The organism is Streptomyces sp. NEAU-W12, from assembly GCF_026242095.1.
GTDB lineage: Bacteria > Actinomycetota > Actinomycetes > Streptomycetales > Streptomycetaceae > Streptomyces.
Window position 1 is genome coordinate 221,633 of the sequence record NZ_JAPJDM010000011.1, and the last position, 19,500, is coordinate 241,132.

Annotated in this window: 16 protein-coding genes and 3 pseudogenes; 8 read left to right on the forward strand and 11 right to left on the reverse strand. The window is 70.3% G+C overall.

What is annotated here, in order from left to right:
* Positions 1 to 120: 120 nt before the first annotated feature.
* From ORI94_RS16385 to ORI94_RS16400, 3 genes and pseudogenes are all read right to left on the reverse strand, one after another.
* Positions 121 to 450: pseudogene (locus tag ORI94_RS16385) on the reverse strand (ABC transporter permease subunit); the annotation flags it as partial.
* Between the two features lie 558 nt (positions 451 to 1,008).
* On the reverse strand, positions 1,009 to 1,320 hold the full coding sequence (locus ORI94_RS16395; protein ID WP_266075953.1) for a hypothetical protein: 312 nt from the start codon (positions 1,318 to 1,320) through the stop codon (positions 1,009 to 1,011).
* A gap of 343 nt (positions 1,321 to 1,663) precedes the next feature.
* On the reverse strand, positions 1,664 to 2,245 hold the full coding sequence (locus tag ORI94_RS16400) for a sigma-70 family RNA polymerase sigma factor (RefSeq protein WP_266075955.1): 582 nt from the start codon (positions 2,243 to 2,245) through the stop codon (positions 1,664 to 1,666).
* A 686-nt stretch (positions 2,246 to 2,931) separates the two neighbouring features.
* On the opposite strand from ORI94_RS16400, the gene ORI94_RS16405 reads away from it, so the two are divergent.
* Together ORI94_RS16405 and ORI94_RS16410 are read left to right on the forward strand one after the other, a co-directional pair.
* Entirely contained in the window at positions 2,932 to 3,249 is a 318-nt protein-coding gene (locus ORI94_RS16405; protein WP_266075958.1) for a hypothetical protein, read from the forward strand.
* A 593-nt stretch (positions 3,250 to 3,842) separates the two neighbouring features.
* Positions 3,843 to 4,172, forward strand: coding sequence for a beta/gamma crystallin domain-containing protein (locus tag ORI94_RS16410; RefSeq protein ID WP_266075960.1), 330 nt, complete (start codon positions 3,843 to 3,845; stop codon positions 4,170 to 4,172).
* 540 nt (positions 4,173 to 4,712) lie between these two features.
* Here ORI94_RS16410 and ORI94_RS16415 read toward each other — a convergent pair.
* Both ORI94_RS16415 and ORI94_RS16420 read right to left on the reverse strand, forming a co-directional pair.
* Complete coding sequence (locus ORI94_RS16415) at positions 4,713 to 7,940, reverse strand: AfsR/SARP family transcriptional regulator (protein WP_266075962.1); 3,228 nt, start codon at positions 7,938 to 7,940, stop codon at positions 4,713 to 4,715.
* A gap of 996 nt (positions 7,941 to 8,936) precedes the next feature.
* The gene (locus ORI94_RS16420; RefSeq protein WP_266075964.1) at positions 8,937 to 9,386 is read right to left on the reverse strand and encodes a DUF5707 domain-containing protein; all 450 of its coding nucleotides are present in this window, start codon (positions 9,384 to 9,386) and stop codon (positions 8,937 to 8,939) included.
* 498 nt (positions 9,387 to 9,884) lie between these two features.
* Between ORI94_RS16420 and ORI94_RS16425 the strand changes: the two genes are divergently transcribed.
* The 4 genes from ORI94_RS16425 (at position 9,885) to ORI94_RS16440 (ending at position 12,645) form a co-directional block, all read left to right on the forward strand.
* A complete protein-coding gene (locus ORI94_RS16425) occupies positions 9,885 to 10,205 on the forward strand; it encodes an SCO4225 family membrane protein (RefSeq protein ID WP_266075966.1) in 321 nt (106 codons plus the stop codon).
* Positions 10,206 to 10,470: 265 nt separating this feature from the next.
* On the forward strand, positions 10,471 to 11,619 hold the full coding sequence (locus ORI94_RS16430; protein ID WP_266075968.1) for a serine hydrolase domain-containing protein: 1,149 nt from the start codon (positions 10,471 to 10,473) through the stop codon (positions 11,617 to 11,619).
* Between the two features lie 427 nt (positions 11,620 to 12,046).
* On the forward strand, positions 12,047 to 12,244 hold the full coding sequence (locus ORI94_RS16435) for a hypothetical protein (RefSeq protein ID WP_266075970.1): 198 nt from the start codon (positions 12,047 to 12,049) through the stop codon (positions 12,242 to 12,244).
* 158 nt (positions 12,245 to 12,402) lie between these two features.
* On the forward strand, positions 12,403 to 12,645 hold the full coding sequence (locus ORI94_RS16440) for a DUF5302 domain-containing protein (RefSeq protein ID WP_266075972.1): 243 nt from the start codon (positions 12,403 to 12,405) through the stop codon (positions 12,643 to 12,645).
* Between the two features lie 309 nt (positions 12,646 to 12,954).
* Here the strand turns inward: ORI94_RS16440 and ORI94_RS16445 are convergent.
* From ORI94_RS16445 to ORI94_RS16470, 6 genes and pseudogenes are all read right to left on the reverse strand, one after another.
* A pseudogene (locus ORI94_RS16445) lies at positions 12,955 to 13,161 on the reverse strand (IS6 family transposase); the annotation flags it as partial.
* A 258-nt stretch (positions 13,162 to 13,419) separates the two neighbouring features.
* Entirely contained in the window at positions 13,420 to 14,145 is a 726-nt protein-coding gene (locus ORI94_RS16450) for a dienelactone hydrolase family protein (protein WP_266075974.1), read from the reverse strand.
* Between the two features lie 272 nt (positions 14,146 to 14,417).
* A pseudogene (locus tag ORI94_RS16455) lies at positions 14,418 to 14,954 on the reverse strand (DDE-type integrase/transposase/recombinase); the annotation flags it as partial.
* A gap of 21 nt (positions 14,955 to 14,975) precedes the next feature.
* On the reverse strand, positions 14,976 to 16,469 hold the full coding sequence (locus tag ORI94_RS16460; protein ID WP_266075976.1) for a carboxylesterase/lipase family protein: 1,494 nt from the start codon (positions 16,467 to 16,469) through the stop codon (positions 14,976 to 14,978).
* Positions 16,470 to 16,491: 22 nt separating this feature from the next.
* Positions 16,492 to 17,406: an MBL fold metallo-hydrolase gene (locus ORI94_RS16465; RefSeq protein ID WP_266075978.1), complete on the reverse strand. Its 915-nt coding sequence runs from the start codon at positions 17,404 to 17,406 to the stop codon at positions 16,492 to 16,494.
* A gap of 100 nt (positions 17,407 to 17,506) precedes the next feature.
* Positions 17,507 to 18,010 carry an SRPBCC family protein gene (locus ORI94_RS16470; RefSeq protein WP_266075980.1) on the reverse strand — a complete coding sequence of 168 codons (504 nt, stop codon included), beginning with the start codon at positions 18,008 to 18,010 and terminating at the stop codon, positions 17,507 to 17,509.
* A 140-nt stretch (positions 18,011 to 18,150) separates the two neighbouring features.
* On the opposite strand from ORI94_RS16470, the gene ORI94_RS16475 reads away from it, so the two are divergent.
* Positions 18,151 to 19,062: a helix-turn-helix domain-containing protein gene (locus ORI94_RS16475; RefSeq protein ID WP_266075982.1), complete on the forward strand. Its 912-nt coding sequence runs from the start codon at positions 18,151 to 18,153 to the stop codon at positions 19,060 to 19,062.
* A 21-nt stretch (positions 19,063 to 19,083) separates the two neighbouring features.
* Complete coding sequence (locus tag ORI94_RS16480) at positions 19,084 to 19,275, forward strand: hypothetical protein (protein ID WP_266075984.1); 192 nt, start codon at positions 19,084 to 19,086, stop codon at positions 19,273 to 19,275.
* The last annotated feature ends 225 nt before the right edge of the window (positions 19,276 to 19,500 follow it).

A 19,500-nucleotide genomic window follows, 5' to 3' on the forward strand; every position in this document is an offset into this window, starting at 1 on the left:
ATCGCCGAGACTTCCGCGCCGTGCTGCCACCGGGCGGTCCGGGTACTGCCCGACGACCTGCCGGTCCGAGGAGCGCGCGGTGGGACGGGGCGCGCGTCCCGCGTCGTTCGGACCGTTCGTTCAGCGGGTGACCAGCAGGCCCCGGCTGCGCAGTACCCGCCGCTCCAGCGGACTGAGGATCAGCAGATCGACGGCGCTTCCGACCAGCAGGATCAGGAGGATGGCCGGGAACATCTGCGACATGCCGGTGTTGTTCCGTCCGTTCTCCAGTAACTGGCCCGGGCCGGCGCCCAGATCGGGCGAGGAGGCGATGCTCTCGGCGGACGTCAGCGATCGCCAGGAGAAGGCCCGGCCCTGCTTCGGTCCCGAGAGGTGGCCGGGGAGTGCCCCCGGCATCACGCTGTGCCAGGCCCCGCGCAGTCCGGTCGCGCCGAGCGTCCGACCGGCGCGCGGGCGGTTCGCCGCCCTGGCGCTCCGCCCGGCGGGCAAGCAGTCCCTGACTGCCGCCCAAACAGCAGGCGGCGGACGCAACCAGTGGGACGGTGCGCTGCCGACCTCCACCGTGTTCGTGGAACGGCCTGCTGATCAGGACGCACCGACGGACCACTGGATATCGAACCTGCCGCCCGACACCCCCGTCACCGATCTGGTGCGGTGGGCGAAGGTGCCCCGGCGCATCGAACACGACTACCGCGAGCTCAAACACGGTCTGGGACCGGACCCCTTCGAGGGCCGCGCCCGGCGCGGCCGACACCATCACGTCCCTCTCGTCACCGCCGCCCATGCATTCCTCACCCTCGGGCGGCTCGACCCAAGAGTCCACCCGCCGGCCCGGCCCTCTACCAGGTCCTGGACCTTTTCCAGGACCTGCTGCAGTGCTGGACCGGCACCTGCAAGACCTGCAGCCGCCCCCTGCCCCATAACCGAACCGGACGCAGACCTAACGAAGCACTACCAGCGGCAGTCCGTGGCCCTCGGTCCCCGGCCGGCCGTGCTGTGCCGGGTGCGTCACGTCCGCGGGCACGTGCAGTGCCGGGTATCGAGGGCCGCCTCGGGGAGTTCCGGTGTTCTCCGTGGCGCGGTCGGGGCGTCGGCCGGCCGAAGCCCTTCAAGCGCGGGTAGACCGATGTTCGAGAGCACTCGGGTCACATCGGCGAGCCGCCGCCGTTCGGCCGAGCACTCCGCGCAGCGGCCGAGGTGCGCGCAGTGCTCGGTGTCCAGCCCGCCGTGCCGGTCCCCGGTCAGGGCCTGGACAGCCAGCTCTTCCCTGGTCTGCTCGCAGTTCACGATGTCTCCTTCGATCTCGGTTCCGGCTGTCATGACTGGAACGCACCCATCTCTGAAGCGGTTCACCCCGTCACGCCCCGGAGAGGAACACCTCTCCCGGGCCGGGAAGGACAACGCGGTGGGGAGCCCCGGGCACGCGAAACGCGGCAGGCGGGCGGGACGAGCCTGCGAGTCGACGGGCGGCGGGCGCCGGAAGGCAGGGACCGCCGACGGAGCCCGGCCCGGACCCGGGTGGGCACCGGGCGGCGACACGGCCCGCCCGGTGAGGGCTGCGGAACTGCCCCACACGACCCGGCGAACGTCACGAGTCGGCTGGTGGCGTGGGTGGCGGGGGTTCGGGTCGGCCCCCACCGTCTGTGTTCTGGTCGTGCTGTGGCTATTCGCCGAGTACGCCTCGTGCTTCCAGTGCTTTGCGCAGGGCCCGCATGGCGTAGAAGGCGCGGCTTTTGACGGTGCCGGGTGGGATGCCGAGGTGTTCGGCGGCCTGGGCCACGCTGCATTCCAGGTAGTACATGAGTTGGATGACGGTCCGTTGCTGCTCGTTCAGTTCCCGTAGCGCTTCGAGCACTATGTGGGAGGTGAGGGTGGAGTCCGTGCCGTCCCAGGCGGTGTCCGGTTCCTCGACCGGCACCAGCTCCAAAGGCCGGATCTGGGGGGCCCGGTGGTGGTCGATGACCAGGTTCCTGACCACGGTGAACAGCCATGGTCGGATGTGTTCGCCGCGGGGGCCCAGGAACCGGGCGTGTTTCCATGCGCGGGCCATTGCCTCCTGGAGGATGTCCTCCGCCTTGTGCCAGTCGCTGTCCAGCAGCCGTGCGGCGTACCGGACGAGCAAGAGCCCGTACTGCTCGTAGATGTCTTCGATGAAGGCGTCGCAGTCGGCGTCTGACGCGACGCGCCGGGCATGCACCCGGGCTGGAGCGGGGGTGGCGGTCCTCGCGTCCAAGGTTCCGTTCATAGGTGGCGCTCGATCCTGTTCAAGTGTTCCGTGGCGTGTCTCCCACACGGGCGGGAGAGTTGGGCCAACACTCTTCGGATTGCCTTGGCCAAACCTTGTCGTCTTCTTGTCGCGCGGGGCCGGCGCTTCTTGTCGCCGTCTTTGCCGCATCGTCGTGGTGCTCGTGGTGTCGTCGCGTCCGGTGTTTCGAGCCGCCTCCGGGGCGGATCCGGAAGGGACCGGCCGGTCGTGGGCGGTAACGCGTCGGAGGTGTGAACGGTTCACCGCGGACCCGCTCCGGAGAACTTCCGTGAGCTGTGAACCGGTCGCCGCCCGGCGCCGTTCTTGGCAGTGAGTGCTCCGCTTCGTACACGGGGCGCCTTGTCGCGGCCGGCCCGAAACCCCCTGACGGCCGGGCGCACACCCCGTGCCGCCGCCCACCCGGCGGCGGCACGGGTTTTCCGCATGTCCGAAAAGCCGGTGGGGTGCGCCTTGGGAATGGCTGTGCACCGACTGTGCGGAAAAAATTTGTTCCTGACAGTGGGCGTTCGGTTCATGACTGGCCGTCACGTCGGGGTCTCTTTGCCGGGGGAAATGCGCCGGCACGTTCGGCGGGTGCTCGGACGAGCAAGGAAAAGGCATTTGCGGCGCACGCCGAGAAGTACGCGGAAGAGGCGCGCAAGCAGAGCGAGCTGGACCGGGCCGAGGTGGAGAAGTACCAGGAGCAGCTGCGGGCGGCGAACGACGGGGACCTCGCGGCGGCCCGTGCCCTCGTCGACGGTTTTGACCTGACTGCCCCGAGCGACACCGGCCTCCAGGCCGATCACCAGCGCGAGACCCTTCGGGTGCAGCTCGCCCGCGATGCCGCCGGGCACGACATCGTCCAGCAGGCGCAGGACGCCAAGGCGGACTACGAGCAGGCCGGGGCCGACGCCCGGGACGGCTGCGAGCAGGCCGAGCAGGAGGCCGAGCGGGCACGGGTCGACGCCAAGGCCGAGGACGACAACGCCATCGCACAGGGTTGAGGATCCGGAGAAGGGCGAGGCGGAGTACCACAAGGCCGTCCCAGCGCCGGATCAGCAGCAGGCCGCCGGGGCAGAGGCAGAACCGGGACCTCGCCGAGGCCCGCGGACCGGACGACTGCATCGGTCACCGCAGCCGGAAACCGCTGTCCCGACGGCCGTACCCAGCCGCCCTTGCCGCCGAGCTCATGTGCCACGGCCGCCACCGTTCCCCTGGCATCCCGCTCGGCGGTGTCACCGACGCCGCTGACCGGAGGGGTGAGGACACCATCGTCCACCTCCCGCGTACCAAGTGCCCCCGGGGGGAAGGCGGGCGGCGCCCGCGGCGGGGAAAAAGTTGGTTGCACGGTGAACCGGAGACCGTTGCGCCACGTTGAACCGACCGGATGCACATGCGTCCGGTCGACGGGCGAGAGGGCCACTCTTCGTCCCGCCGCCTCCGTGCCTCGGCGCGCGACGGTCGGCCATGGACCGGGTCACCCATCCGCTCACCTCATGCATCATCCGGCTGTCCTCCGTGCGAAGAGCGAGGGGACGCCGGTCGTCAACCGTGCTGCTCCGCAGTACCGCACCACCACGGAAGGAAAGTTCCACCAATGAAGCGTTCCATCTCGCGTATCGCGCTCGTCGTGGCGGCGGGAGCCATGACGGCTCTTGTGCCCGCCTTCCCGGCTGCCGCGATCAATCAGACCGGCTGCGGCGACCGGACGGACTTCGTCAAGGTCTGGTACAACGGCGGCCAGACCGCGTGCTTCGCCAACGCGGGCGTCATGGCCCCCCAGCTTCCCAACGTCTCGAGGATCACCTCCGGCAACAACAACGTCGAGGTGATGCTGGGCGACAAGGTGAAGACCATGTCCAAGTGGTCGAGCATCGTGGACGTCGAGGGGCTCAACGCGACGCTGTACATCCTGCAGATCCGCTGACCCGTCGGGTCCGGGACGACGTCGTGCGCCGGGGCCGCCGAGCCCCGGTGCGTGGGCGGATCCCCGCTCCCGCCCGCGGCGCAGGCGCCGCGGGCGGGAGCGGGTGACGCCGTCATCCGCGCGCTCGGCGGCAGCCCGCCCTGCGAGGTCACGGTTCCTCGACCGTGACCTCATTCGGTACCCGGGGACAGGAGGCCCCGGCGCACCGACCACGGGTCCTGGACGAAGCGAGACGGCCGACCCGCTCTGCCCGAAAGCCCGGCGGTAGCCCGCCGCACGAGACGCAGGGCCGCGGGGTGAACCACTGCGTTGTCCCGGGCGTTCATGGAAAGCGGACGCCCATCCGGAGAGCACGGCGCGTGGGTTCCGCGACGGACGCCCCGCCTCCTTCCGGAGAGGTGCTTTCTTCACCCGTACTGCCCGGCGCTCCCGCCGGTGACGGATGCGACGGGCCCGGCATGCGCATCGAGGACGGGGAAAGGCGGAGACGGTCACCGGCGGGAACGCCCGGCCGGTGACTCGGCGCGGCCCGAGGACGCGCTAACCCCGCCCCGGGGTAAGGAGCTTGCACGCGGGATCACCGCTCGTCGGAGTGGGGAGCCGATGGTTGCCGATGGCCCGCTCCGGCACGATGGGGGCGGGGTCCGCTTCGGCGTCCAGGGCAGCAAGCCGGTCCCGGGCATCCTGGGCACTGCGGGACAGCGCCCGTTGTTCGGCGTCGGCGAGCGCGCGGACCCAGTCGGCTCGGGCGGCCTCCCGGTCGCCCATGGCCAGACGGGTGTCGCCCAGCCGCATCAGCGCGCCGGCGGCGTTCCTGTGGTCCCCCAGTTCCTCGAACGCATGCATCACCCGCTGGTAGGTGGCCACCGATTCCTCGTACCGGCCGAGCATACGGAGGTTGTAGCCCAGGACGTCCCGGCCCTGAGCCTGCTGCCATGGGGCGTCCAGGCGCTGGAACAGGGCGAGGGCCTCCTCGCTGTACACGAGGCTCTTCTCCAGCTGTCCCAGGTTGGAATGGAACCAGGCGAGCTCGACGAGGCACTCGGCCGTCCACAGCTCGTCTCCTGTCGCCCGGGACAGTGCGAGTCCTCGCTCGGAGGATGCCATGGCCTCCTGGATCCGGCCGAACAGATACAGCGCACACGCCGTGCCGTAGTGGGCGCGGGCCTGTTCGCCCACTGCGTCGAGTTCCTCGAAGAGCGTGGCGGCGCGTTCCAGGTGGTCCAGAGCCTGTTCCTGGTGGCCGAGGTAGCCGTAGACGCTGCCGATGTGGCGCAGGCAGCGGCCTTCCTCCAGGCGGTCGCCCCGGCGTCGGGCCACTTCCAGGGCGGGGGTCAGTGCGGTGATCGCCTCCGGCCAGTACTCCCGGCGGTTCAGGTGCTCCTTCAAGGCCCAGGCCAGTCCGGTGATCCGGCGGTCCAGTTTTTGGCTGACGGCGGTGTGCAGCAGGCCGCTCAGCACCCGGTGCTCGGCGGTGAGCCACCGGTCCGCCTGTTCCACGGTGGCGAGGTCTTCCGGGGTGACGCCCGCACTCGGGGAGCCGAAGTCGAGTTCGGGCTCTGAGTCCTGTTTGAGCAGCCGGTTGGCTTCGTAGGCCGTGAACATGTAGTGGTCCAGGACCCGCAGGGTGGCGCGGTGGCGTTCGTCGGTGTCGTCGTGGGTGTGGGTGAGTTCGGTGGCGTAGAGGCGCAGCAGGTCGTGAAGGGTGAACCGGCCGGGCAGAGGCTGCTCGACGAGGCATGAGCGGGTCAGTCCGGCGAGCAAACGGCGGGTTTGGGGGAGGGGGAGTCCGGCGAGTCCGGCGGCGGCCGGGGCGGTGATGTCGGGTCCGGGGTGGAGGGCGAGGAGCCGGAAGAGGCGGGCGGCGGGCTCGTCCAGGGAGTTGTAGGACCAGGAGAACACGGTCCGGACATCGGTGGTGGTGTCGAAGCCGGTGAACGCGTCCAGGCCGCCGTGGGCATGCCGCAGGTCGTCGGCGATGGCGTGGAGGGGGAAGGCGGGTTCGAGTTCGGCGCGGGCGGCGACCACTGCCAGTGCCAGGGGCAGCCGGTCGCACAGTCGGATGATGTCGGCCGCGGCGGCGGGCTCGGCCGTCAGACGCTCCCGTCCCAGCCGCCGCGCCAACGTCTCGTGAGCTTCGGCCTGTGAGGGCAGCGGGAGTGCGAGCGGCCTGGCCCCGTCCGCCGCGATCAGGCCCGGCAGCTGGTTTCGGCTGGTGACCAGAGTGAGGCAGCCGCTGCCCGCGGGCAGCAGGGGACGGACCTGTGGTTCGTCGCGGGCGTTGTCCAGGACGAGGAGCACGCGTCGGTCGGCCAGGAGGCTGCGGAACAGGGTGCTGCGGGCGGTGGTGTCCTCGGGGATGTGCTGGGCGGGGACGCCGAGAGAGGTGAGGAAGCCGTGCAGGGCGTCGCCGGGTTCCACGGCGGGCGCGTGCGGGTGGTATCCGCACAGGTTGACGAAGAGCTGTCCGTCGGGGAAGGAGGTCGCGATGCGGTGGGCGTGGTGGATGGCGAAGGTGGTCTTGCCGACACCGGGAGCGCCGCCGATGACGACGACGGGAGCCCCGGCCGGCCCCGGCCGGCCCGGCGCACCGCTCGCGGCGGACAGCCACGCACCTTCGGCCGCCCGCCCTGCGAACACCGGCAGATCGCGCGGCAGTTGTGCTGGGCGCGCTATCCGTGGCCACCCGCTTTTGCCACCACCCACAGCAGGGTCGTCGCTCACACCTGACGGGTCCGCCGAGCCGGTGAACACCCCGGCGGTCGTGCCGGCCGGCGTCGCGCCGGTGGCCGGCTCGCAGGACGCGGCGCCGGGGGCCGCGGTGACGGGACGCACGCCGTCGGGCGCGGTTTCGTCTCGATCCTCCAGGACCTCGGATCGGTCTTTTGACTCGGACCCTGCCGGTCGGCCCGGATCACGGCTGTCCGCGGTGCCGGCCGCCGAGCCCGCAGCCGCGGGTGTGCCCGGCAGGGACAGTGGCGGCAGGTCGTGGCGGAGGATGCCTTCGTGCAGGGCACGCAGTGGGGGGCCGGGTTCGAGGCCGAGTTCGTCGGCGAGGTGCCGGCGCAGGTCCGCGTAGCGCTGCAGTGCCTCGGGGTGCCGACCGGCCAGATACAGGGCGCGCAGCAGCAGGGCCCAACCGGTCTCCCGCAGCGGGTGCTCCACCGTCAGTTCCTGCGCCGACGCCACGGCTTCCGCAACCCGTCCGCTCAGGAGCAGGGCGGTGATGCGGATCTCCCGTGTGGTCTGCCGCAGTTCCTCCAGGCGCGCGGCTTCGTGGGCGGAGAACAGGTGGCGTGCGGCGTCGGCGAGCGCGTCACCGCGCCACATGCCCAGGGCCCGCTCGGCCTCCTGCAGAACGTGTCCGGGCAGCCCCTGGTCAAGCAGTCGGTGCGCCTGGGCGACGGCCCGCTCGAAGCGCACGGTGTCCCGGCTCTCGGACGGGACACGCAGGGAGTAGCCGGCGGGCTCGGTGACCAGTACCTCGAACGTGCCCCGCGCGCGCAGGTGCTGGGGTTCCAGGACCGCGCGGACCTTGCTGACGTGGGCGTGCAGGGAGGCCACAGCCCCGCCCGGTGTCCGTCCCGACTGCTCGGACCACAGCTCCTCGCACAGCGTCTCGGCAGCGACCGCCCGACCGTCGGCGAGCAGCAGCCGGATCAACAGCAAACGCTGCTTGCGCGGCCCCGGATCCAGCACCGCGCCCGCCCGCCGCACCACCAGCGGGCCCAACAACTCGAAGTCGAACTCATGCCCCACAGTCGTCACCGTTTCCACCCGGCACCCCACTCAACGGTGTCACCACCCGCACACACAGCCCATCGCATGTGAGCGACCTGCTCCGGCCGTAGGCCGCCGGCCTGCCGGGGCGCGGACGGTCGCGCCCCGGGGGTGACGACGAACACCGGGCGCCGCCCCGCCCGGACATCCGCGCGGCCCCTGTCACGATGACGTGTTGGCCCAGGACGGGGAGCGGCGCAGGTGGATCGGAGCGGTGAGGACCTCGTCGTCCGCTTCCCGCACACCAGGGGGAACATTAGCAGGGCGTCACCCAGCGTAAGGGTTCCACGGGCGGCACGATCCGCCGCCGCGGCAGGGACACCTCCTCGGCCGGCCGCAGCGCCTACAGCCCCACCGGGCCCCGCTCGTCCCGGGAGGAGTGCGCTTGCCGGCGGCCGGGTACGAGGCGGTCTCCCCGTCCGGTTCGGCGGCTCGGACCCAGGAGCGCTCGTGGCGTTCCCGCGGCAGCCGGGGCGGATCATCTGCGCCCCACTTCCCCGCTGCTGCCCGCTCCGCCCGGTGCGGGCCCCCTCGAGGTCGGTGAGCAGGGCATGCCTCGGGTGGCCAGGGGCGAGCCCGCCCTGGGCGACCGCTGAGGTCGCGGCCATGCTGACCCGCACTCCCGTCTTCGGCATGTCCTGGACCGAGTGCTCGCAGACGGGAAGGCGGTCGCCTCGCACATCGGCGTCGAAGCCGATCCGGCAACCGGGCGTCCGGGCGGTGTTCTCGCCGCGCGCCCGTACCGGCCCGGCGCATCCGATCCAAGCGGCTTCTTCGTGCGCCCAGCCGGGGCGTACGCCGTCGTGACCGGGCTCGCACCCTGCCCTCCCTGAACGGGCCTGGGTGGTCGGCTGCATCATGGGACCCTCGATCCGGGACTCGTGGAGCGCTGCTCGGTCGGTTACGCCTGGAGGGCTCCTGGGGTTTCGTCGTCGCTGCGCTACCGCTCGGGCACCTTGCAGGTGCCCGACCGGCAGCGGCGGGTCAGTCCCTGACGTCGAAGGTGGCGGCGCGGGGAACGAACACCGTGTCCCCGTCCTTGGCCACCGCCAGTGCCGAGACGTACCAGGTGCCCTGGGCCGGCTCGCCCGCCTCCCTCTTCGTGACCTTCAGCGTGTGGGTGCAGCGGGAGGTGTCGTTCGAGGTGCTGCGGCACGTGGCGTCGTCCGTGTGCCGCAGCTCCGCCTCGGTCGGCTCGAGCTTCGAACTCGCGGGCCACGTGACGACCTTGAGGCCCCGGACGCCCGAGTCGTCCCGTACGTCCGCGGTGAGGATGAGGGAACCGGTGCTGCCATCGGACGGCGCGACGTAGCGGGCCGAGCCGTTCTCCAGGGTCGGCTCCGTGGCGGTCGAGGCCATGGCGAGACCACCGGCGGCCACTCCGCCGAGGACGGCGACACCGGTGAGCGACGAAACGAGAACGCGCTTGGCCATGGGAGGTACCCCGGATTCTTGTGGAAGCAGGCGTGGTACGCCTGGGGACTGGAGCGGGAGGGCGAAGCACGGACCGGAGTGGAGGAACCGCAGGTGGAATCGTTGACCGGTCGCTTCCCGATGTGTTCGAGACTATGACCGGGGCACGGCGCGGTCCTCGGGCGACCGGATGATTGCCACGTCCAACCAGAGGTGGAGAACGCCTCGGGGCGTCCACCGGCCGGGCACCGCCGCCTGCGCAACCCGGCTGAGGGAACGGAATCCGCCCCCGGCCGGAGCAGGCCGCTCACCTGCGGCCATGGCCTTGGCTCGGCATGAAACGAACCGACGACCGGCCGCCCCCGGTCCTGCCGATCCACGCGAGCGCGAACCATGTGCTCGGGAACGGGAGACGAACCTCGCGTACGACCTGGAGGCCTCTCCCGCCCGGGACCACCCGACCTCCTCCTTCTTCCCTTGCGTCACGACCACCACCCCGACCCAGGAGCCCACCCCGCCGTGACCGATTCCAGCCGAGCCCTTTCCCGCCGTCTGCGCCGTACCTTCGGCAACGTCTTCGCCCTCATCTACCTCGCGCTCTGTGCCGCCCTGTTCGTGTGGGCGATCGTGGTGAGCGCCGGTGACGACTCGGGGGAGTCCATGGCGATCATCTTCCCGCTGCTCGCCACCGCCCCGACCAGCCTCGTGCTGCTCGTACTGCCGGGTGGCTTCTCGATGGTCGCCGTCGTCGTCGTCCTCGCGGCACTGGTCAACGCCGCGATCATCGGCTGGTGCGCCCGCGCACTGCGTCGCGGCGGCCGTCCGGACCCGGCGTCCTGAGCCCCGGCCAGACCGGACGACCGGTCACTCGGCGACCTCCGCGAGCGGCCCGTGCCGGGCGGCCCGGGGAGAAGGCGTCCCGCACGCGTCCCTTCCGGTCGGAGCGTGACACAGGCGGTCCGGGCCGCGCAAATGATCACTGTGGGCGACCCGGCGCAGGGAGGATCCTCCCTGGAGCAGCCCTCTGAGCTGCCACGCACGTGAACCGAGGCGGCGGTCGTCTCGTTGAGTGATCGAGTGAATGCCATCCACAGTGAGGAAAGACATGGTCACCGTCGAAGGAACGAGTACCGCCCGGTTCGAACCGGTCCGTGCAGCACTGGCAGCGCACCTCGAATGCGATCAGGAGTTGGGGGCGTCGATCGCCGTCGATGTCGACGGCGTCATGGAAGTCGACATATGGGGTGGGCACGCCGACGAGGCACGTACCGTTCCGTGGCACCAGGACACGTTGGTCAACTTGTGGTCGACCACCAAGACCCTCAGCAGTCTGGCGGCCCTCGTCCTCGTCGACCGGGGAGCGCTGGATCTCCACCGCCCGGTCGCGCAGTACTGGCCCGAATTCGCCGCCCGGGGCAAGCAGGACATCGAGGTGCGGCACCTCCTGGCACACACCTCGGGGCTCTCCGGCTGGCAGCAACCCTTCACCATGGACGACCTGTACGACTGGCCGACAGCGAGCGCCCGACTGGCCGGACAGGCGCCCTGGTGGGAGCCGGGGAGCGCCTCGGGCTACCACATGCAGACCCAGGGACAGCTTGTGGGCGAGCTTGTCCGGCGGGTCAGCGGCCGAACCCTGACCGAGTTCGTCGACACCGAGATCGCCAAGCCGTTGGAAGCCGACATCCAGATCGGCGCGCGGGAAGCCGACTGGCCGCGTATCGCACCGTTGGTGCCGCCGTCGCAGATCTCCGCAGTACCGGCCGGTCTCGAGCCCGAGGCGGTCTTCACCAAGACGCTGCTCGGGAGCCCCGCCCGGGACGAGCACGTCGACACCCCGCAATGGCGTCGCGCCGAACTCGGAGCCGTCAACGGACACGGCAACGCACGAGGCATGGTCCGTGCCCTCTCCGTGATCTCACGACGCGGAGAGGTGAACGGTCTCCGGCTGCTCTCCTTGGACACGGTCGACAAGATCTTCGACGTGCAGGCCGACGGAGTCGACCTGTTCCTGGGCGTTCCCGTGCGCTGGGGCATCGGCTACGCACTCGCCGACCCGAGGACGATGCCGCACATGCCCACCGGAACGATCTGCTTCTGGGTCGGCCGGGGCGGCTCGATCGTCATGATGGACCTCGACCGGCGCATCACGTTCGCGTACACGATGAACCGGCTGGGCGACGGGATCCTCGGCTCGGAGCGCACGCACAGCTACATCAGGCACGTCTACGAAGCTCTCGACGCCGCGAATTGAAACCCCTCCCCGAAGGCCCCGTCCGTCTCGCGGGACGACGGGCAGTGAGGACCCGCGCAGACCTCAGCCTCCGGGGACGGACCGTCCCTCGCCCCGAGGGGCCCTGGGCCGGACCGGGAGGATGCCGCGGGTCTGTCCCGGAGCACCACCGGCGCTTCCTTCCCCTCCCCGCATCGGGCTTCGGCAGCGCCTGCGGGCGCACACGGCGCGTCGGCCCGGCGCCAAGCCCTGGCCGAGGCGCTCGACCGGGGTGCCTCGTCGCCCGGCGGGATGAACCACGCAGTGCCGGATCCCGTTCACGGAGTAGCGAACACCCTGGAACGGAGGCTGAGACGGCATGCGCGTCATCGTGGAAAGCGGAGTGCGGGTGGCCCTGTCACGAGAGGGGGAAATGACGCTGCTGTCCCCCCGGAGCAGGGAGCGGCGCGTGTACACCCCCGCGGCCACCGCGATATGGATGGTCCTGCGCGAGTACGACGGGGACCTCAAGGCCGCCGCCGAGCGGCTGGCTCACGAGTGGTCATCCGACGTGGCGGCGGTTCGTGCCGCGATGGAGGCACGGGTGGCAGACTGGCAGAACGTCGGACTGGTGACCACGCAACACGCGGACGGACCTCCCGCGTGAGGGCGGACAGGCGCTCGTGCGTCACGCGGCGAGCCCGACCGCATGGTGCGGGCGTTCGTGTGCGGGGAGGCCGTTGCCGGCGCCGCCGGATGCGGGCGGCCCGCGCGGTGCCCGGCATGACAAGCTGTGCTTCCACTGCCCGACCTCAGGAGGTCACCATGACTGCAGAGTCTCCATCACAAGAAAACTCGGAGACGGCTGACATCGAGAGCCGCGCCCTGGTGCCTGACGATGACGGCCAGTACGACCTGAAGGGCAAGTTCCGGGAGGCCTTGGCGCGCAAGCGAGACAAGCAGGCGCAGGCCGCAGCCCTCGCTGCGAACACCGACGCGTCGAAGGTCCGCGGCGCGCACGGCCCGGCTGCGAGCCAGCGGTCGTTCCGACGAAAGAGCGGCGGCTGAGTTCAAGCCGCCACCGACAGGGACCCGGCGAGACACCGCCCGGCCGTCTTGCCGATGATGGTGAGCCGGGTCCCGCCGGGCGACAGAGGTGACCGTTTCCTTCGGTTCCTCTGGTGAAGGTCAGGAAGACCAGACAGGTCGGCTTATAGACCCAGCGTCCCGGTCACACAGGACCGAAAGGGCCGACGGTCGAGGACACTCCGCCCCGTTGGGTGTCGTCCATCGGGGCGGAGGGCGCTGTCACGTTGTTGAGTGTGTGAATGCCTGACGGTGTGTCGGGTGTGGTGGGGCCGGGTTCCGGCTCCGTGCTCAGACCGCGGCAGGCAGAATGGAGATGCCGGTGGCCTGGTCCCAGATCGCGAAGCACGTGGTCATCTCGGCGCGGTAGTGGGCGGCGGTCGTCAGATGACGGCGCGGTCGGAAACGGGGTGAGATGCCGCTGAACGCGGACAGGAACTGCTGGACTCCGCCGACAGAGCTGAAGCCTTTCATGGCGTATTCGCGCTGCCGGGTCGGCAGGGTCGTACTTGGTGACGCGGTAAACGTAGGCCGGCACGGCCCCACCCTTCTGCACGGGCCTGACGTCACGCCAAGGAAATGCCAGAGGGCTTGAGGCACCGGGGCAGGGACACGTTCTGGGACACGTCAGGAACTCACTGGTCAGCGCGATGCCTTGTGCCATGAGCCGCGAGACTCTACATGTTGTGGGTTCTCAGGCTCCGTGACTTTTCCTCCGCTGTCGTGTCATGACGATGGCACTCCTGGTGCTCTGGCTCACTTTGTTACGGACAGGCATTCGGCGAGCAGGTCGACGATGTCGCGCCAGGCCCGCTGCGCGTGCTGCGGGTGGTAGCCGACGCCGGGGAGCACGGTCTGGTCGACCGGCGGGTGGTGGAAGGCGTGCAGGGCTCCGCCGTAGACCATGAGGCGCCAATCGACGCCCGCGGTCTGCATCTCGGCGGTGAACGCGTCCCGTTGCGCGGGCGGCATGATCGGGTCTTCCGACCCGACCCCGGCCCACACCGGGCAGCGAATGCGCGCCGCCTCGCCCGGTCGGCCCGTGGTCAGTGCGTTGACCGTCCCGATCGCCCGCAGGTTGACGCCGTCGCGCCCGAGCTCCAACACGATTGCGCCCCCGGTGCCGTAGCCGATAGCGGCGATCCGGTCGGGGTCGGTCCGCGGTTCGGCACGCAGCACATCAAGTGCCGCATGGCCGATGTCCCGCATCCGGTCGGGGTCGGCGAGCAGCGGTGTCACGCGCGCCAGCATCTCCTGTGGGTCGGTGAACCAGCGTCCGCCGTGGAGGTCGAAGGCCAGCGCCACGTACCCCAGTTCGGCGAGGGCGTCGGCCCGGCGACGCTGGAAGTCGTTCAGACCCGGCCCCTCGGGCCCGATCAGGACTGCGGGCCGGCGGCCGGTACCGGCGGGGAGCGCGAGGTGTCCGATCATCGTCAGGCCGTCAGCCGTGTATTCGACCGTGCGTGTGGTGACCGTCGTCATGAGACTGGACTGTAGTGATTGTCGAGCCCGGTCGGCCGGGCTTCGCCGTCGGCAGAACAGTGGGGCTGTGGGCCCGTGGGCGGACACCGTGGAAGGCTCTGGTTCCGGCGGGACACATCGACACCGATGCGACCCAGGCCGTTGGCCGTCGTCAGGTCATGGAGGAATCCTTGCCTGAGCTTGATCTTCAACCCTTCGATCGGCTGTGCTCGGTGAGGGATTCGACTCGTGTGGTGGCCTTGCCGACGTCGTCCCTGGTGGCGGGGCTGGGTGTATTGCCCTGTGAGGTTGGGGACGCGGCTGGCGGGTGGTTGGCCCTTCAGCGCGGTGTGTCCGCGGTGGTGATTGCAGGTGTGCAGCCACTGCGGGAACGCTTCGCGGCGCTCGGCTTCCGACCGGTAGGGGCGGGCGTAGGCCCACTCGTCCAGCAGGGTGCGGTTGAAGCGTTCGACCTTGCCGTTGGTCTGCGGGCGGTGGGGCCGGGTGCGCTTGTGGACGATCCCGGCCGCGGTGAGCACGTCGCGCCAGTCGCGGGAGCGGTAGCAGGAACCGTTGTCGGTCAGCACGCGCTCGACCGTGATCCCGCACTCGGTGAAGAAGGCGTGGGCCCGGGTCCAGAAGCCGGTGGCGGTCTCCTTCTTCTCGTCCGTGTGGATCTCGCTGTAGGCGAGGCGGGAATGGTCGTCGACGGCGGTGTGCAGGTAGCTGTAACCGGTGTTCTTGCGGTTCTTGCGGCCTGCTTGCCGGCCCGGGACCTTGTGGCCGCCGCCGTCGGGGATGCTGCCGGGTTTCTTGATGTCGACGTGCACCGGTTCGCTCCGGTACGGGCGTCAGCTCCAGGCCTGTCGTTCCCGGCTGCGGGGGTCGTCGATCTGGGTCCACTCGGTGTCGATGCGCATCGTGGTCCTGCGTTCGGTGTCGTACGGGTCCCAGCCAGGGTTGCCGGTGGTGGCGAACCGGACCCAGGTCTTGTGTATGCGGTCCGCGAGATCCGCCGGGGGCTTGTCGGGGCCGAGCAGGGCGGCGGGGCCGAGCAACTGCGGTAGGTGCGTGAGATCGAAGACAAAGGGCAGCTCGACCGCGTGCGTGGCGCCGAGTTCTCCGTTCAGGGCGTGCGAGCGCCAGGCGAACTCGTAGGCAAAGGTCGCGGATCCGGGGTGGGCGGCGTGGGCGGCAGTCAGGGCGCGGGTGCCCGCGCCGAACAGCGCGTCGCTCATGATGGCGGAGCGCAGCGCGCCGTAGGACGCCCCGGGACGTGTCCTGCGGTACGTCTCGATGAGCTGCGCCGGGTTCGGGTGCGAGCGCGCCGCCGTCTCGTCCACGTCCTTGGCGGTCGAGGTGGCGTACTTGTCCACGGGGACCAGGTAGAGGAGGCTCTCTTCGGTGTTGGTGCCGATGAGCAGGTCGACGTCGGAGCTGTATCCGGCGGCGACGGCTTCGGCGGGCTGGGTGTCCAGGACCAGGCTGAAGGGGCTGAGGCCGATCAGCGGGTCGTGGTGGGTGGCGGTCTGCAGGTCGATGCCCGTGAGCTTGGAGGCGGCCTCCACCAGACGTTCGTCGGAGATGTCCGCGAAGGCGTTCACGTGCGGCTTGGCGCCCAGGACCTCGGCGGCCGCGGAGGTGACGCGGGCAGCCTGCTCGGTGGTGAACGCGCCCAGGCCGCTGCCGCTCTGCACGATCGCCCTGCGGAACAGGCCGGCGGCCTCAGGGGTGGCGAGGACGCCTCCGACGATGGTGGCACCGGCTGACTGGCCGAAGAGCGTGACGTTGTCCGGGGCACCGCCGAAGCCGGTGATGTTCTCCCGGACCCAGCGCAGCGCGCCGACGACATCGAGCAGGCCGCGGTTGGCGGGGGCCCCGGGCAGATCGAGGAAACCGGCGATGCCGAGCCGGTAGTTGAGCGTGACGAGGACGACGCCGTCACGGGCGAAGGCGGACCCGTCGTACATTGCGGAGCGCGTCGAACCGGCGACGAATCCGCCGCCGTGCACGAACACCATGACCGGCAGATCGCTCTGCGTGACGGCGGGCGTCCGGATGTTGACGGTGAGATAGTCCTCGCCACGGCTCCAGCCGGTGCCGAAGTAGGGGGTCATGTCGATGCTGCCGAGCTTGCGCTCGGACTGCGGTGCGTTGGGTCCGGGGACTGCGGCGTCCCGTACGCCGTCCCAGGGCTCGTGCGGCTGGGGCGGGGCGAACCGGTCGGCTCCGCGGGGCGGGGCGGCGTAGGGGATGTTCAGGAAGGCGACGGTGCCGTCCTCCTGGCTCAGGCCGCGGACGGCTCCCTGCGCGGTGGTCACGACGGGTCCGGGGTGGTGGTTCATTTCTCGTGCCTTTCCGCGGGCTTCAGCGCTGCTCGGTGTACGGGGTGAAGGGCGCCCAGCCTTTGATGGCGAAGGTGCTTCCGTCCCGTACGACTTCGGTGGCGCCGTGGCCGCCCAGATGGGCCGGGATCACGAGGGCGCTGTTGTCGGCGGCCCAGCCCAGCACCTTGCGGCGGGTGGCACGGGCTTCGGCGGGGTTCTCGCAGAAGCAGCTGTTGGCGGCCGGCTCCAGGATCTGCACCGGGCTGTGCAACATGTCGCCGACGAACACCGCGCGGTCCGTGCCGGAGGTGAGGGTCAGCACGGAGGAGCCGGGGGTGTGCCCGGGAGCCGTGTCCAGGCGCAGGTTCGCGTCGATCTGGTGGCTGTTCTCCCACAGTTGGGTCAGGCCGGCCTGGTGGACGGGGGCCACGCTGTCCTCGAAGACGTTCTGGTTGCCGCGGCTGAGGAGCGGCTGGTGGCCGTTCTCGGGGTTCCAGAAGTCGAAGTCGTCCTTGGGCATCAGGTAGGTGGCGTTGGGGAAGGTGGGAACCCACTGCCGGCCGTCCAGGTAGGTGTTCCAGCCGACGTGGTCGATGTGGAGATGCGTGTTGATCACGATGTCCACGTCCTCGGGCTGGACGCCGGCCCGGGCGAGGTTGGCCATGAAGTCCGTTTCGAGGTGGCTCCAGACCGGGGCGTAGGGACGCTCCTTGTGGTTGCCCACGCCGGTGTCGACGAGGATCGTCTTGCCCTCGCTGCGCAGCAGCCAGGTCTGGATCGCGGAATTTACGATGTTGGTCTCGGAATCCAGGAAATGTGGGGTCAGCCATCCGTCACCGGCTTCCCAGATTTCCTTCGAGCTTTCCGGGAAGAAAGTTTCGGGCGTCATTTCGACGGGTCCGAAATATTCCCGCACCCGGGTGATGGAAACAATGCCGAGGGTGATCTGTTCCATGGGATGTCCTTAGAATTCGGAGGATTTACGCAACCGTACGAGCGACCCGGTGGCGTACGGTGTCTCGCCCTGGCCGACGCGGCCGAAGCCTTTGTCGTCCTCAGCGTTCTTCGTCGAGCCACTGGGCGCGGGAGGTGAGGGCGGTCCCGACGCTTTCGGCCAGGTGGCGACGGAACGCGTCCAGGTCGGCGTGGGTGGCGCCCAGCACCAGGTCGAGGCGGAGCAGTCGCCAGGACTGCTGGACGACGGTTCCGCGGCCCGGGGGAGTGAAGGTCCACTTCCAGTGCGCGATGCCGTTTTCCGCGCCGCCGACGAGGAAGCCGAAAGTCGTCCCGGGGGCGGCTCGCACGATCTGGGAGCGGCTGGTCCACACCCTGTCGTCTCTGCGGGTGCGGCCGCTGAACCACGCGCCGGCCCAGGGGCCGGCCTCCGGATCGAAAGCGACGTCGTCGGCGACGGGGCTCCAGCGGCTGATCGCGGAGACATCATTGACCAGTTCGTGGACGGGGGCGGGCGCGGCGTCGACCCAAGCGCGCCTGGTGAAGGCGAAATCGGCCGCATCCGGGGCCTCGATGGGATCGTTTCCGACGGTGGTAGTGGCCAAGGCGGCCTCCTGGGTGAGCGCGGGGTGCCGGATTCGGTACCTCCGACTCCACCGAGGACGCGGGCGCGGAACCAGACCCGCTCTTGCCTATCCACGGCTGGGTCAGGCTCGGTGCCGCGAGGCAGCCCATACTCGGAGCCATGGACGGAAAGACGCAGCTCGGAGACTTCCTGCAGACGCGGCGCTCCCAACTGCGCCCGGAGGACATCGGGGTACCCACCTACGGGGAACGCCGGCGTGTGCCGGGGCTCCGGCGCGAGGAGCTGGCACTGCTGGCGGGGGTGAGCACCTCCTACTACACGCGGCTGGAGCAGGGACAGTCGCTGAGCGCGTCGCCCGGGGTTCTGGACGCGATCGCCGGGGCTCTGCGGCTGGACGAGTCCGAGCGGCGGTACCTGCACGACCTGGCCCGGGTGGACAGGCGGCGCACCCGGAGCCGGCGTCCGGCGCCGGAACGGGTGCCGGAGGCGACACGTCAGTTCCTGGACGTGCTCGGCGACGTTCCCTCGATCGTGCTCGGCCGACGCAGCGACGTGCTGGCGTGGAACCGGCTGGGCCATGCGCTGTTCGCCGGGCATCTGGACTTCGGTGCCCCTGACCTGCCGGCGCAGCGCCCCAACATGGCCCGGCTGGTGTTCCTCGACGGCCATGTCCGTGACCTGTACGCGGACTGGCCGAGCAAGGCCAGGGCCGTGGTCGGCAATCTGCGCCTGGTGGCGGCCCAGCACCCGGAGGACGCGGCACTGCATGCGCTCCTGGGAGAACTGTCCGCGAAAAGTGCTGAGTTCGCCTTGATGTGGGCCGACCACCGGGTCAAGGCCTGCACCGTCGCCGACTACGAGATGCGCCATCCTCTGGTCGGGCCGCTGACCGTCATTCAGCAGAGCATGAGCAGTGGGCGAGGTCCCGTTGTCGTGGTCGCCACTACGGAGGCGGGCTCGCCGTCGCGGGCCGCTCTCGCCCTGCTCGCCCAGACCGCCGGCGAGGGCGCCGCGCGGGCCGATCTGTCCTCTGACGCGGCGCGGCCACGGTCCCGCGCCGACAGGGACTGACACCCACACCATCACCGGGCGTTGTCTCGGCGAGCTGACGCCCGTCCTCTGCCCGCCCCCGCCGATGGCGGCGTCCACACCCCCACTCTCGGCTTCCCGCCGACCGTCGGCATCATCCGAGCCCACGACAGGAGCCCGTACTTCCTGTACGCCATCGGCACTGTCGACTTGATCAGGGTCTCGGACCGTACGTCGGTCAGCCAGATGCCGTGACGGGTCACCGCGAGGTAGTCCGGAGTGTGATGGCGGCGCTTCCCACCGGCATCGAAGGACGGCTCCAGCGGCTGCGAGACCACGTCAATGACGTCACCGGCGAAGTCCAGGGCCAGCAGGGCCCGGCCCTCCTCCAGGCTCCCGTTCCATTGAGTATTTGTGACAAGCCGCCTGCCTCGCTGGTGACAACCGGGCTGCTTCGACCGCGCTCATTCACCAGCTCAA

Coding starts and splice junctions, on each gene's coding strand:
- ORI94_RS16395 (WP_266075953.1), bottom strand. CDS start 1,320: ATGACAGCCGGAACCGAGATCGAAGGAGACATCGTGAACTGCGAGCAG.
- ORI94_RS16400 (WP_266075955.1), bottom strand. CDS start 2,245: ATGAACGGAACCTTGGACGCGAGGACCGCCACCCCCGCTCCAGCCCGG.
- ORI94_RS16410 (WP_266075960.1), top strand. CDS start 3,843: ATGAAGCGTTCCATCTCGCGTATCGCGCTCGTCGTGGCGGCGGGAGCC.
- ORI94_RS16420 (WP_266075964.1), bottom strand. CDS start 9,386: ATGGCCAAGCGCGTTCTCGTTTCGTCGCTCACCGGTGTCGCCGTCCTC.
- ORI94_RS16430 (WP_266075968.1), top strand. CDS start 10,471: ATGGTCACCGTCGAAGGAACGAGTACCGCCCGGTTCGAACCGGTCCGT.
- ORI94_RS16440 (WP_266075972.1), top strand. CDS start 12,403: ATGACTGCAGAGTCTCCATCACAAGAAAACTCGGAGACGGCTGACATC.
- ORI94_RS16450 (WP_266075974.1), bottom strand. CDS start 14,145: ATGACGACGGTCACCACACGCACGGTCGAATACACGGCTGACGGCCTG.
- ORI94_RS16460 (WP_266075976.1), bottom strand. CDS start 16,469: ATGAACCACCACCCCGGACCCGTCGTGACCACCGCGCAGGGAGCCGTC.
- ORI94_RS16465 (WP_266075978.1), bottom strand. CDS start 17,406: ATGGAACAGATCACCCTCGGCATTGTTTCCATCACCCGGGTGCGGGAA.
- ORI94_RS16475 (WP_266075982.1), top strand. CDS start 18,151: ATGGACGGAAAGACGCAGCTCGGAGACTTCCTGCAGACGCGGCGCTCC.